The organism is Rhodomicrobium udaipurense JA643 (assembly GCF_000636015.1).
GTDB classification, from domain to species: Bacteria; Pseudomonadota; Alphaproteobacteria; order Rhizobiales; family Rhodomicrobiaceae; genus Rhodomicrobium; species Rhodomicrobium udaipurense.
The window spans coordinates 1-13097 of sequence record NZ_JFZJ01000089.1; the positions used below are offsets into that span (position 1 = coordinate 1).

10 protein-coding genes, 1 tRNA gene and 1 pseudogene are annotated in these 13097 nt (G+C 60.7%); 1 reads left to right on the forward strand and 11 read right to left on the reverse strand.

The features are described from left to right. A pseudogene (locus T281_RS12310) lies at positions 1 to 1025 on the reverse strand (hypothetical protein); the annotation flags it as partial. A gap of 438 nt (positions 1026 to 1463) precedes the next feature. On the opposite strand from T281_RS12310, the gene T281_RS12315 reads away from it, so the two are divergent. Then, positions 1464 to 1553, forward strand: a tRNA-Ser gene (locus T281_RS12315). Positions 1554 to 1770: 217 nt separating this feature from the next. Here the strand turns inward: T281_RS12315 and T281_RS12320 are convergent. From T281_RS12320 to T281_RS12360, 10 genes are all read right to left on the reverse strand, one after another. Next, entirely contained in the window at positions 1771 to 2850 is a 1080-nt protein-coding gene (locus T281_RS12320; RefSeq protein WP_037239310.1) for a glycosyltransferase family 4 protein, read from the reverse strand. After that, positions 2847 to 3686, reverse strand: coding sequence for a class I SAM-dependent methyltransferase (locus T281_RS12325; RefSeq protein ID WP_037239313.1), 840 nt, complete (start codon positions 3684 to 3686; stop codon positions 2847 to 2849). Before T281_RS12325 ends, T281_RS12320 begins: the two co-directional genes overlap by 4 nt. After that, positions 3683 to 5656: an asparagine synthase (glutamine-hydrolyzing) gene (gene asnB / locus T281_RS12330; RefSeq protein WP_037239315.1), complete on the reverse strand. Its 1974-nt coding sequence runs from the start codon at positions 5654 to 5656 to the stop codon at positions 3683 to 3685. The genes T281_RS12325 and asnB overlap by 4 nt, the downstream gene beginning before the upstream one ends. Next, complete coding sequence (locus T281_RS12335) at positions 5644 to 6882, reverse strand: glycosyltransferase (RefSeq protein WP_037239316.1); 1239 nt, start codon at positions 6880 to 6882, stop codon at positions 5644 to 5646. The genes asnB and T281_RS12335 overlap by 13 nt, the downstream gene beginning before the upstream one ends. Next, positions 6882 to 7967, reverse strand: coding sequence for a glycosyltransferase (locus tag T281_RS12340; protein ID WP_037239323.1), 1086 nt, complete (start codon positions 7965 to 7967; stop codon positions 6882 to 6884). Before T281_RS12340 ends, T281_RS12335 begins: the two co-directional genes overlap by 1 nt. Next, entirely contained in the window at positions 7964 to 8980 is a 1017-nt protein-coding gene (locus tag T281_RS17835; RefSeq protein WP_052037434.1) for a glycosyltransferase, read from the reverse strand. The genes T281_RS12340 and T281_RS17835 overlap by 4 nt, the downstream gene beginning before the upstream one ends. Beyond that, on the reverse strand, positions 8937 to 10052 hold the full coding sequence (locus T281_RS18340) for a glycosyltransferase family A protein (protein ID WP_081796773.1): 1116 nt from the start codon (positions 10050 to 10052) through the stop codon (positions 8937 to 8939). Before T281_RS18340 ends, T281_RS17835 begins: the two co-directional genes overlap by 44 nt. Then, positions 10045 to 11538 (reverse strand): O-antigen translocase, encoded by a 1494-nt coding sequence (locus T281_RS12350; protein ID WP_052037435.1) that lies wholly within the window; start codon positions 11536 to 11538, stop codon positions 10045 to 10047. Before T281_RS12350 ends, T281_RS18340 begins: the two co-directional genes overlap by 8 nt. Next, on the reverse strand, positions 11535 to 12077 hold the full coding sequence (locus tag T281_RS19740) for an acyltransferase (protein ID WP_162173173.1): 543 nt from the start codon (positions 12075 to 12077) through the stop codon (positions 11535 to 11537). Before T281_RS19740 ends, T281_RS12350 begins: the two co-directional genes overlap by 4 nt. A 52-nt stretch (positions 12078 to 12129) precedes the next feature. After that, the coding region (locus tag T281_RS12360) for a DegT/DnrJ/EryC1/StrS family aminotransferase (protein WP_037239338.1) at positions 12130 to 13097 on the reverse strand (968 nt) is incomplete at its 5' end.

The following is a 13097-nucleotide window of genomic DNA, read 5'->3' on the forward strand; positions in this document are numbered from 1 at the left end:
GCGATGGCGAGGGTGAAGAAGCGGATTTCACTCGCGAAAATGCGCCCCTTGAGGAAGCCGACGCCGAGCAAAAGAAGCACCGGCAGCGCGCCGATATAGAGCTGGCCCATGTTCTCCGTCATCGCGAGCCAGTCTGCGGGCCATTCGATGCTCGCCGGGCCCCAATAGGGCTCCTCGGTCTTGACGCCGAAAAGATCGGGGATGAGCGTCGTCAGGAGCGACGCCGGGTGCAGCGCGCCGCGTGCTGCCTCGTCGAACGGGATTTCAGGCCGGTTCGAATGCTCCACGAAAAGGAAAGCGAGCAGGATCGGCCCCGCCGCGATAAGCGTGGCCGCGATGGTTCCGCCAGCGAGCGGCAGGATGCTCTGCCGCACCGATTGCCAGATGCGCGGCGCCGTCGCCCAGTAATGGATCGTGTAGCCCAGCAGCACGTAGGCACCGATCAGCGCGATCTGTCCGGGCTGGATGATCATTCCCGCGGCCGCGACACCGGCAAGCGTGCCGTAGAGGATCGACTTGCGGTCGAGCGCGCGCGCCAGCAGCCACAGGCAAAGCATGAAGAACGCGAAGGCTTCGATCTGCGCGATATGCTGGATGCGCCAGATCGCCGAGCCGCCAAAAGCCGCGCCGAGTGCCGCCACCGCCGCCGCTGCCGGATGCCAGCCCCGGTCGCGAAACAGCATGAGAACCGAAACAGCGCTCAGCCCCAGCAAAAGAAAGCAATAAGAATCGAGCTGCCTGAAGCTCGGGGCGGCGTCAAAGTAGGCGAGGAGGAAGACAGGCGAAAAAATCAGCGATTGCGGATCGGCGATCTGCGGCGATCCACCGAAAACATTCGGCGCCCAGAATGGCGACTGCCCCGTGTGGAGCGCGTTCGCCAGAAATTGAAGCTGCGGCTGGAAATGCGCCTTCGCGTCATACGGGATTGTGACGTCTCCCGACAGCCATGGCCATGAGAAGACGAGCCAACCGACCGCGACCGCGATGAATGCCGCAGTGTAGCCGCCGAGATACCGTAACTTCATTTGACTGCCGATCCCGAAAAAGAAGGATGCGCGCTTGTGCAACCCTATTTTGTCTTTTTTTGTTACGAGAAATCTGCGCCTCGTGACGCAGCCTATCGTCGTCAAATCCAACAACCGGGAGCCGGGAGCCTTGCGCGAAGATAGCCTTTCGGTTGTGGCAATATGAGGGCCTTTTTAGAAGGCTTCGAAAAAAGAATGCGGCGACTTTGCGTCTGTTTTCTTAATGCCACATCGCATGGCGCGCGATTCACGCGCCCACACGAGGCTGACGCCGGCACCGTGTTGAGGCGGCGCCGGCGGATTGCCAATCGCCACTCCATCCCCCAAAAAAGAAGCGGACAGAGCGATAAAAAACCACGTATCGGCCCTTGCGGGCGCCTCGCTGATCGCTATAGTGCGGCCTCGCGCTGCTTCGGCTTCGGTTCGTCCGGCGCGTCTGGAGAGGTGGCCGAGTGGTTGAAGGCGCACGCCTGGAAAGTGTGTAGGCGGGAAACCGTCTCGAGGGTTCGAATCCCTCTCTCTCCGCCAGCCATCGTTTTCCCCCGCAAATCAGGGGCTAGGACCGAACTTTGGCTAACGTTTCCGAGCAAGCCAATCCGGGGTTTCGCATTTCCGACACACCATCGCCCTTCTGCGCTTCCTGCAAGGCGTAGATCGCGCTGTCGGCGGCCTTCGTGTAACGTTCCACTTCTCTCAGCGTTTCATGACCGCTCACCGACATGATTTCGTGCGGCGAGCATCCGGCTTAAGCGCGGCTTTTTTCTGCCACGTCCAGCAACAGCGCAGCGACACGGGGTCCCCAGACCTGGAGCGAATAGTGCTCTTCGACCTTGCGCCGACCAGTGGCTCCCATCCGCTGGCGCAATGCGGGATCCCGTAGCAGCGTTGCCAATGCCTCGCTCCACTCGGCTTCCGTGGTCGCCAGAAAGCCATTCACCCCGTGTTCGACGATCTCGGCGTTAACGCCAACGGGCGAGGCCACGACGGGCAGCCCGCAGGCCATGTACTGGATCAGCTTGTAGCCGCATTTCCCCTGCGCCCAAGGCGTATCGGTCAGCGGCATGATGCCGATGTCCACAGCTTGCAGAAACGGCACTTCGGCAGGCTCGCTCCACTCAACCAGATCGAGGAGGGGCTGTGCCTCCGCCTTGGGATCGGCACCCATCGCCGCAAGCTTTCCGTCCGCCAACGCCGCCGCCTGCGTCAGTGTGGGCAGGAGACCAAGCATATATTCGTTCCAGGTGCTAGGCGTCCCGATCCAGCCGATCCGCACCGGGCCGTCCGCCGATTGTCCATCCTGGCGCGGAAGATAGACCGTAGTGTCCACAACGGTCGGCACAATCTCGGTTCGCGGGCAAAGCGGGCGAGCATAAGCGGCGAGATAGGCATTGCCGCAAAGGGCCAGTTCCACCGTACCAATCGTGCTGTGCAACTTGCGCCCCAGCAAGCCCCGGACCAGTTTGTTTGGATGCAGGTCATAATTATGGAAGATCGCATCGTCGTAATCGAACACGATCGGCTTGTTCGGCCAGCGCACCAAACCTTCGACCAGCCCCGGCAGAAACGCGAACAATTCGCAATGCAGCCAGATCACATCGACGTCGGGCTTGGAAAATAGCCAGCGCAGCCGGTCCAGATAGCGGGCCGCGACATGGCCACGGTCCCGCCGCCCGCCCGCATAAAGCTTCTGCAGATAGGCGTCGTCCAGCAGCGGGCGGGGCGCCAGTTCGAAACCCAACTCCTGCAAAAACGGGCGATATTGCTGGAAGCGCTGCCGGGTGCTTGCGGCCATGTCGCCGTATTTGGTCAGCAGTCCGATCTTCATGCCGCAGTCCGCCCCTTGTGTCCCACCGCGCACCAAAACGGAAAGCTTTCGGAAAATCGGATCTCCTCCAACCCGGCTGCCTGCATCATCGCCGTGATCTCGCCACGGGTGAAACGCTGTTCCAGGGGGGTGCCGAACCGGTCGCGGGAGTCGGTGCGCATGGTGTAGAAACTGGTGTTTCGATAGCTGGACAACAGCCAGCGTTCCACCTTCAGACCAAGCCTTTCGCCGAGCCAGGACAGCCGCGCCAGCGGGAGATAGACCATCGCTGCAATCACATCCGTCACAGCCGATTTCGCATGAGCAGGCAGGGTGCAGATGCCGCGGCGAAGAAGGTCCGAAGCCCGCCAGACAAGGACATACCAAAGGGGGCGGTTGTCGAAGCGATAATAGAGATAGACGAGGAAAGGCGCGCCGGGCTTCAGCATCCGCACGCAGTCTCGCAGCGCTTTGGCCGTGTTGGGGATATGGTGCAGAACCCCCAGTGAATAGCCAAAATCCTGACTATCGGGCGGCAGCGGGTGATCAGACACCCCGGCATTCACAAAGACCGCATTACGCCGATGCGCAAGCTTGCGGCGCGCTACGTCAAGCGCCTCGGGTGAGGGATCGATACAGGTCAGCGTGCCCACTTTCGGCGCGACCAGCATCGCCCAGCGCCCGGACCCGCACCCCATGTCAAAGCCCCGGGCTCCATCGGGCAGGCTTTCCCAAGGGAAGATGTGAAAATATGTATCAAACAAAGAGGCATGTTCAGCATCGCCCAACGCTTCCTGGTCAAACCGCGACCATTCATCGCCGAAGGATGAGACGGTCTTCAGGTCGATATTGCTCATTTTTGTGCAGTTCTCCACGCCATGAACATCAGCACGATCCACAACCGGTACGTCCAGTCGCGGCGGCCGGACAGGTGTTCAGCCCAGGCTTGGCGAACCGGTGCTGGATCGATCAAGCCATCGCGGGCGAGGGCATCTTGCGACAGCAAATCCTCAGCCCAGGCGCGTAACGGACCGCGCAGCCAGTCTCCGACAGGGATGCCGAAGCCAGTTTTCGGGCGTTCGATCAGTTCGCGCGGGACATGGCGATAGAGGATCTGCCGCAGCGCCCATTTCCCCTGCCCATCGCGGATCCTCATGTCCGGCGGCAATCGGGCCGACAGGCTCATGACTTCGGGATCGAGGAAGGGCACCCGCGTCTCCAGACTCACACCCATGGCGGCGCGGTCGACCTTGCAGAGGATATCGTCGGGCAGGTAGCTTCGCATGTCCTGCGCCATCATCCGTCCGACCGGATCATCCTCCAGGACGGAGGGGAGCAGCGGATCGTCGAGAACGCTGCCTAGGTCCACAGAGAGCCCCCGGACGAGCCGCTGACCCGGCCATTCCGACACGAGGCTGCGGTAGAGATCGTCCTGCGTCTCGACCTCGCGCAGTCTAGCTGCTAGCCGGTGCGCCTTGTCGCCCGGTCGGCTGACGGACCCGCATGCGATCGCCCCGACCCGGTCCAAAACCGGAATCGGCACCGCTGCGATCGCATGCCCCAGCGACCGCCTGAGACCGAAGGGCATCCAGTCGAGCCGGCGCCAGACGCGGGGTCCCCAGAAATAGCGGTTGTAACCCCCGAACAACTCGTCTCCCGCATCGCCAGACAGCGCCACGGTGACTTGAGCGCGCGCGGCGCAACAGACGAGATGGGTAGGGATCTGTGACGAATCTGCGAAGGGCTCGTCATAGAGTTCAGGAAGACGGGGGATGACCGCGCGCGCATCGTTCTCGGTGACGACGAGTTCGGTGTGATCGGTCCCGAGATGGCGGGCTACGGCTGCGGCGAAGGGCGCTTCGTCGAAGGCGGGGTTCTCGAAGCCCACGGTAAAAGTCTTCACCGGCCGCGACGCTTGCGCCTGCATAAGCGCCACGATCAGCGAACTGTCGATCCCCCCCGACAGGAGGGCGCCCAGCGGCACGTCGGTGAGCATTTGGCGTCCCACCGCAGTTCGCAAGGCAGTGTCGAGCGCTCCGAGCGCCGCGCCCTCGTCGGTAAAGCGGTTCCGGCCGCCAGCCTCGATCGCCTCGTTCAGCGACCAGTAGCGTCGGATCGACAAGCTGCCGTGACGGTCGCCGGGGCGTAGCGGGTCTTGCGGCGGAGCTGCGGGCGGGGTCTCGTCGACTGTGAGGATGCAGCCCGGTTCCAGCTTGTAGACGCCGGGATGAATGCTCCGAGGCGCCGGCACATAGGCAAACCGCAGATAGAGCGCGAGCGCCTGCCGGCAGACGTCGCGCGGAAAGCCGGGATGCTGGCGAAGCGCCTTGAGCTCGGACCCGAAGACGAGCGCCTCTCCGGCCCAGCCCCAGTAGAGCGGCTTCTCGCCAATCCGGTCGCGGGCAAGCGACAGGCGCCTTTCCTTGCGATCCCAAAGCGCGATGGCGAACATCCCGGCCGCGCGCTGCAACATTTCGTCCAAGCCCCAATGCGCGATCCCGGCGAGCAGCGTCTCGGTATCCGAATGCCCGCGCCAGTCTGCCCCGACCCCCGCCGCCTCCAGATCGCGCCGCAGATCAAGGTGATTGTAAATCTCACCGTTGAAGGCGATCACGAACCGCCCGCAGGCGGACTGCATCGGCTGTGCCCCCGCCTCGGACAGGTCCAGGATCGACAACCGCCGGTGTCCAAGCGCTATCCTGTCCTCGGCCCAATGCCCTTCCGCATCCGGCCCGCGGTGGTGGAGGGCGGCTGTCATGCGGGCAATCGTGCCGCGTACGTCGTTCGCCGGGGGGGCCACGCTCAGGATGCCGGTCAGTCCACACATAGCGTCACCATTTCCTTTGCAAGGACGGCATTGGCCGCGCCGGTCAGGGTAGCGTAAAGCGCCGCATAGGCCTGGGTGCCGGCTCGCAGAGAGAACACCTCTTCCGCCGCCTGCCGACAGCGCGCGCCAAGGTCCGGGTCTGAAAGCAGCTTCAGCAGCCCGTCCCAGGCGGCCTGCATTTGCGCCAATTCGGGCCCCTCAAGCAGAACGCCGACCCTGTAATCGCGGATGATCCGGGCGACATCGCCGACACCGTCATTGGCCACGACCGGCAGGCCGGAGCCGAGGATTTCGGCCATGCGGGTGGGAGAACGGCCCAGTTCCGAGACCTGTCCGCCCGCGTAAAACATCACAGATGCCGTCTGCCCTTGCAGAACCGAATGCACATCCTCGGGTGCGGCTGCGGCGATGCGCAATTGGTCGCCCAGCCGCCCGTCGGGATCGAGCGCGGCGCGCACCCGCGCGGGATCGTCGCGGGTGGTCAGTTCGAATACAGCATTGGGATCGCGCGCGGCTGCAAAGGCCAGGAACGCCGCCAGCCAGTCGAGCCGGAACCAGCCGCTCAGCACCGTCCCAAGACAGCCGATCACCCGGCGATCTGGCCTCCCCTCAGCCGGAACGAACCGGTCGAGGTCGGCACAGGTCGGGATCACCGCCACAGTCTGTCCCGCCATGTCAGAAGGATAGATCTGGTTCAGATGATCGTGGGCCGCATGGGTCAGCGACACCACAGCAGCTGCCCGTCGCAGGCAGGCGCGCTCGGCGGCGACGATCGCCCGATGCAGCAGAGACCCGCGCCGCAGCCGCCCCGCCGTTATCAGCTCTTCTGGCCAGAGGGCGCGCATGTCGAAGATGAACGGCACGCCGGTCAGCCTTCCGACAATCAGTGCGACAGCGGCGGGGATGTAGGAACGGGCATGGATAAGCCGTGCGCCCTGTCCCTTGACCTCCCGCCGTACCAGCCAGATCATCCGCAGCATGCTCAGCGCCGCGGCAACGATCTTTGGCCGGGACGCGAACCGCTGCGGCAGCCAGCGGATGCCCAGCCTGTCGCATTCGGCCCGCGCAGCGCCCATCCGCGCGGCATCGGCCCGGTCCTCGTCCTTTTCATAGGTGATCAGCGTGATACGGTAGTCACTCGACAGCCCCCGCAGATAGGCGAAGACTTGGCTTTGCCCCAGCGGTTCGAGCAACCCGTTGCGGGTCAGGTAGAGGGTGGGAGTCATTACAGGCCCATGAGTTGAAGGTACTTCCGTGCCGCGATGCCGGGCTCAAAGTCTGCCGCGCGGCGGCGCAGCGCGTCGCGGTCCACGGGCGCGTCCAGCGCCGCCTCCATCGCGCGGGCCAAAGCATTCGCATCGCCCACCGGGACCAGGCGACCGAAGCTGCCGTTATCGAGGATTTCCGCAGGGCCAGACGGGCAATCGGTCGACACGACGGGCACGCCAAAAGACAACGCCTCGACGATCACGTTGCCGAAGCCTTCATGGTCCGAGGATAGGACGAACAGGTTGGCGGTCGCATAGAAGGCCGAAGGGTCCGCATGGAAACCGGCAAAGATCACACGGTCAGCGATGCCAAGCTCGGCCGCAAGTCCGCGCAACATCGCTTCGTTTTGGCCCTGACCCAAGATCATCAACCGGGCGTCCGGTCGCGCCACGGCGGCGAAGGCTCGTAAGAGAAGGGGGTGGTTTTTCTGCTCTTTCAGGCTTCCTACCGTCAGGATTCGCTGCCCCGGCGGGCAATTCCAGAGGCGCTCGGCCAACGTCGTGACCTGAAGCAGCGGCACTGCACGCGGTGGGATCGGATTGTGGAGAACAGCGACGCGCTCCCGGCCCAACCCGGCCAGCCCTGCGGTATTGCGCGCCGCCCCTTCTGACACTGCGGCAACACGGTCGGCCAGACGATAGGTCGCAAGAAGACTGGCCCGCATCATCATGTTATGGGACCAACCCCAGGAAGCATATTGGTTCGAGAGCGTGTTGTGCTCCACAAGAAGGAGGCGTGTTCGCTGCATCGACAACATGCGACCAGCAACCGCGGCCGATGTCAGCGGCCACATGTTCGCGATTAGCGCATCGGGGCGACGTGCACGAATATAACGGGCGAGGGGTACCGGAACCTGCGCGGTCTTCCGGATTTCCAGATCGACTATCGGGAAATCCCGCTGAGCTTCGGTCAGAAAATCGCCCTCTGCCCGCATGAGCACGAATTCAACCGGATGTCCCAGTGCCGCAAACGCCCGCGCCAGATCGACACTGACCCGCTCGGCACCGCCACCGCGCAGGTCGGGGAGAAGGATGGAGATCAACTCGCGATCCTGCGGTAAAATGAGACTGGCAAGATCAGCCTTAGTGCGGCGCGCAGTGATTTTGTGTCTCTCGGCTTCATGAAAAAGTTTCTAACTAGTGGAGTTATAATCCGTTGTTCCTGGTTTATTTCAAGGAGGTTAGTGTAGAACGCAATATTTTTTTTAATAATATTAATTTGTTTTGAGGATAATTGGTAAGGAAGTTTTCTGGAGTCCTCAAGCATTTGCTGAAATGCAGAAAGATACCAATTTGTAAACTTTATGGGCTCAGAACTCCTTCTTTTGTTAATATCTGCGCCTGAGTAGGTGGACACCCCGCACCCGATTCTGTACTGAGTTAAACATAGATCAACGAATGCCACTTTGCCCAGTGAGCACTCTCGAAATGCCATCGCTATGCCTTCTTGTGTAAGATCGGCTCTGAATGGTCCGAAAACATCGAAAACGGACTTTCGAAATGCATGTGATTGAGTGATTACGGACTGCCCTCGTTGAATAACCTTGTCAAATGAAGTGGTTGACTCCAGGTTAGTGTGAAGTCGTTCTCGTATAGGGAGACCGATGAGATCGATTTCAACGACATTCGAATGAACGCCGATATTTCCTGGATCTGCAAGGAGCTTATCAACGAATATTTCGGTTCGATTTGGCAATGCGATATCGTCGCCGGCAGCCCAGCTAATAATCTCGCCGCCTGACGCGGCGATTACTTTATTAATATGCCCAGCTAGCCCTAGGTTCTTTAAATTTTTCCTCAACCTGACTTTGTGCGGCCCCTCATACTCTGCTGCCATTTCCTGCATGATCTCAAAGGTCTGGTCGGTCGAACAGTCGTCAGATAGGATGATCTCCAGCGGTTGGTATGTTTGAGAAAAAGCGCCGTTTATAGCCTCTCTGACAAACTGCGCCTGATTGTAAGCAACTACAGCAAACGTTATGAGCGGACGCTCGGCATTCTCTTCCATAATTTCACCCATTTCGCGGGAAAAGCCCAATACCTGATCCAACATCATGATTTTTTCTAGATAACCTTACAATCTTAACAATAAAATTGTATACTGGACTATTCGCGTAGCCAAGCGTTTGCACAACTCCAGCCATCCTATGCGTCAGCTTAACATCGGTCGCATAATGGAAAACATAAAGATAAATAAATCTTATCGTCCACAGTATTCCCGGCGATGTCGTGTCCGAGCAGATAAATCCAGACAGCGCTCTTATCTTTTTTCTGTATTTACGATCGAGCAAACGCCTCAACTGTGCAGGCAAGCCGGATCCAGACAGATCCTGGACTTTTGTTGTATAAGTTATAATTTGGCTTCTTATGAAGCAATTCCATCGACCAGCGTTCAGTATATTATTGTCGCGTCCACTTGAACTATTTGACATTCTTATCGCAACAAGTGGATCGCTAATACATATGATCGGTCCGGTTGAAAGACATCGCAGCGCCATGGGGCCATCTTCAATAATCGATCCGCCACAAAGTGGCTCGAAACGCTCAAAGACATTTTTAGAATATGCGCACGTTGGCGATAGGAATGGCAGTAGATCGAGTTTCATCCACCGCTCACGCTCATTTTTTGAGTAAATATTAGATGATCTTGGCGATATAATATTTCTTACATTTTCTAAATAATTTAACTCCAGCGCGTAACTATGAATACATGCAGGTTCCTTGTTATATTTAAGCCAAGCATTGACGAGTGCTTGGGTTCTCGGCGGCAGTGAGATGTCGTCCCCAGCCGCGACTATAAATAGCTCCCCGCGAGCCATCTGCACTACGGCGCTCAGGTGCTGCGCCGTGCCCAAGTTTATCTCACCTCTTCGCAAATCCACCCTGTGTGGACCCGAATACGCCGCCGCCATCTCCTGCATGATCTCGAATGTCCGGTCGCTGGAACAGTCGTCGGACAGGATGATCTCCAGCGGTTCATAGGTCTGCGAAAACGCTCCCTCCACCGCCTCGCGGATGTATTTCTCCTGATTGTAGGCAAAGAGCGCGAAGGTCACGAGCGGGCGGTCCTGCGTGCCCTCGGTCAGGCTTGCGTCGCCGCAAGAACTTATCGTCAGTTGGTCATCCATTTCTCACCCTTTCACTTAGCGCCGCAATGCGACCGAGCCTTCCGCCCGCTCCAGTTTTTTCGGACAAGCGTATGACTGTCCAGAACCCCATGCCCGCAGCCAGCACGATTCCCAGCACCGCACCCAGCGGTTCCGACCAGCGCGCCGCTGCGTCCACCGCGACGGCGGCCCCGATCACCGCAATCGCCTGCACCCACACTGCGCGCGTCCAACGAAATCCGATCCGGCACCTTCCCAGCCACCAGACCAGCGGCAGGTAGACGACGTAGAGGGCAAGGAACGCCACCCCCGTTGCCGTGACCCCGATCAGCGGCAGAAGGGTCAGTACACCCAGAATGAAGACGGCCATCCCCAGGGTCTCGGTGAGTACAAACGCCTTGCCTGCTCCCAAGGCGAATAAGATAAACCCAAGCGGCCAACTCATCACCTTCAGTATGTCGCCCAGAAGCTGCCAGCGTAGTATCTCGACCGCAGGACCAAATTCCGCAGTGTAGAGCAGCCGGATCACCCATGGCGCGCAGCCCAGCATCGCCACAATCACAGGGCCACAGAGAAGCAGCGCGACCTCGGTCTGCTCGTTCACTAGCCGCACCGCTGCGGCGCGGTCGCCGATCGCTGCAGTGAGGCGCGGGTAGTAGTCGGCCCCCATCGCCCCGAGCACGAAGCCCAGATAGGTCATCCCGATCGCCCAGGCGGCCTGAAACTGACCGAGCGCCTCCGCCCCAAGTTCGCGCTGAACCAGCACGCGTACGGCAAGGAACCCGCCTATGGTGATAAGATTGCTCATCATGAAGGCGAAGCCGAGCTGGGCCATGGCGCCCCATTCGCGAGCCAGGAGAGGCGGCGGATCGGGCGGGCCGGAAGGACGCTTGAGCCGCGAGACGTAGACGTGGCCAAGCAGAAAAGTAACGACCGGCGCCGCCAGGACCATCGCAATAAGCCCGCCATCGCCCCAGAGCCAGAGCGCCGCCACACCAAGAGCCGCCCCGCCAGTTCCCGAGCCGACCTGCACCCGGGCAATGTCGCCAGTCTGGCGCAATCCGATCAGTAGTGCGCTCTGCGCCCCAGCCGCAACTGAAAGGCCGACACCGAGCGAGAGCCACGCCACGTGATTGGCCCGCTCCGGCGCAGCCACGAAGCAGGCGGCGATCCAGCCGCTGACCAGCCAGAACAGCATGGCACCGAGGATCGCTTGGGCGAGTGTGCCCCAGAACAGCGCCCGTCGGACACGGCCGACCTCTGCTGCCCCGCCGTCAGCGCTGGCCGCCGCAATCTGACGGGTGCCGGAATTGGCCAAGCCCAGGCCAGCAACAGACCCGGCAGTCTGCATCAAGCTCTGATAAAGACCCACGAGCCCCACCCCGGCCGGGCCCAGCAGTACCGCCGCGATTTTCAATTTCAAGAGGTTAGCGAGGATATTCACCACAGACGCCCCGCCGATAATCGACGAGGACCGCAGCATCGTGCGGTAGGACAATTTGCTCACAGTGACCTGACAACAGTGGCCGGGTTACCGGCGGCTATAACATTTGGCGGAATATCCGAGACAACGACCGCACCAGCGCCGATCACTGCCCCGTCGCCAATCGAAACACCCTTGAGGACGATGGCTCCCGCACCGATAAAGACGTCATCGCCGATCTTCACTGACCGCTGCACGATGGCCGCAGCATTCATTCGATCTGAAACGCCCAGCCCATGGAAATCACTATCAAAAATTGTGACCCTTGGGCCAATCAAGCAGCGACGGCCAATTTCGATCCTCCTACCCTTTGCAATCGCAGTGAAGTCATTGTTCAGGTAGGTGCCATCGCCGATGAAGATCTCGGCCGTTTCACTTCGCACTTCGATATAGCAAGCGCCACTGAAATACCCAGGTGACGGAAACACCCCAATCGTCACATTGCGTCCAATCGTAATCTTGCCGCTGCCAAGCGCATGCACTGGTTGAAGAATGCGCAGTCCTTGGCCGGAAAGCTTGTTGGTTGATACAAATTCGTAGACTAGTATTCTTATCTTCTGCATTAGACCGAGCAGTGTCAGCCGTAGTCGTCTCATTATTCGAGGTAGAAGCGGCCTAGACATTCGACACAACCCGCACAGCGTCAACCAGCGCGAGTTGCGGCCCCATCGGCAGGCTCAGGACTTCTTCTGCAAGTTGCCGCGCCATCGGCAGAGCGTCAGGGGCAAGGCCAAGCTCGGCATAGGCGGCCTGCATATGCGGTGGAACTGGGTAATGGATCAGCGTGCCGACCCCCGCTTCGGCCAAACGCTTTTGCAGACCGGCCCTGTCGGGCGAGCGAACGACATACAGATGCCAAACCGGATCGGCCCAGTCGGGAACATGGGGCAGGATCAGGCCGCTGTCCCGCAACCCTTCGGCATAGGTGGCAGCGATGGCGCGGCGGCGGTCGGTCCAGGCGTCGAGATGCGGCAGCTTGGCGCGCAGCACCGCCGCCTGAATCGGGTCGAGGCGCGAATTCACCCCCTGTACCTCGTTCTGGTATTTCACACGGCTGCCATAGTTGCGCAGGACGCGGATCCGGTCGGCCAGATCGGCGCTGTTCGTCGTGATCGCACCGCCATCGCCAAGCGCACCCAGGTTCTTGCCGGGATAGAAACTCCAGCAGACGACATCGCCATGCGCCCCGATCCGCCGTCCCTTGTAGCGAGCGCCGTGGGCCTGGGCGGCATCCTCAACCACGGCTATGCCATGCTGACGGGCCAGCGTAAGGATCGGGTCGAGGTCGGCGGGCTGGCCGTAAAGATGCACGGGCAGAAGGGCCTTGGTCGCTGGCGTGATCGCGGCGGCGATGCAGGCGGGGGCGATGTTGTGGGTCGCGGGGTCGGGTTCCACCGGCACCGGCCGCGCGCCAACCGCCGTAACGGCAAGCCAGGTGGCGATGTAGGTGTTCGACGGCACGATCACCTCGTCGCCCGGACCGATGTCGAGTGCCCTGAGCGCGAGGATCAGCGCATCAAGCCCGTTGGCCACGCCCACCGCATGACCCGCGCCGCAAAAGCCCGCCCATTCTGCCTCGAACG

Bases quoted from the DNA above. Each gene is read 5' to 3' on its own strand.
- T281_RS12325 (WP_037239313.1), bottom strand. From the start codon at position 3,686: ATGAGCAATATCGACCTGAAGACCGTCTCATCCTTCGGCGATGAATGG.
- T281_RS17835 (WP_052037434.1), bottom strand. From the start codon at position 8,980: ATGATGTTGGATCAGGTATTGGGCTTTTCCCGCGAAATGGGTGAAATT.
- T281_RS12320 (WP_037239310.1), bottom strand. From the start codon at position 2,850: ATGAAGATCGGACTGCTGACCAAATACGGCGACATGGCCGCAAGCACC.
- asnB (WP_037239315.1), bottom strand. From the start codon at position 5,656: ATGTGTGGACTGACCGGCATCCTGAGCGTGGCCCCCCCGGCGAACGAC.
- T281_RS12335 (WP_037239316.1), bottom strand. From the start codon at position 6,882: ATGACTCCCACCCTCTACCTGACCCGCAACGGGTTGCTCGAACCGCTG.
- T281_RS18340 (WP_081796773.1), bottom strand. From the start codon at position 10,052: ATGGATGACCAACTGACGATAAGTTCTTGCGGCGACGCAAGCCTGACC.
- T281_RS19740 (WP_162173173.1), bottom strand. From the start codon at position 12,077: ATGCAGAAGATAAGAATACTAGTCTACGAATTTGTATCAACCAACAAG.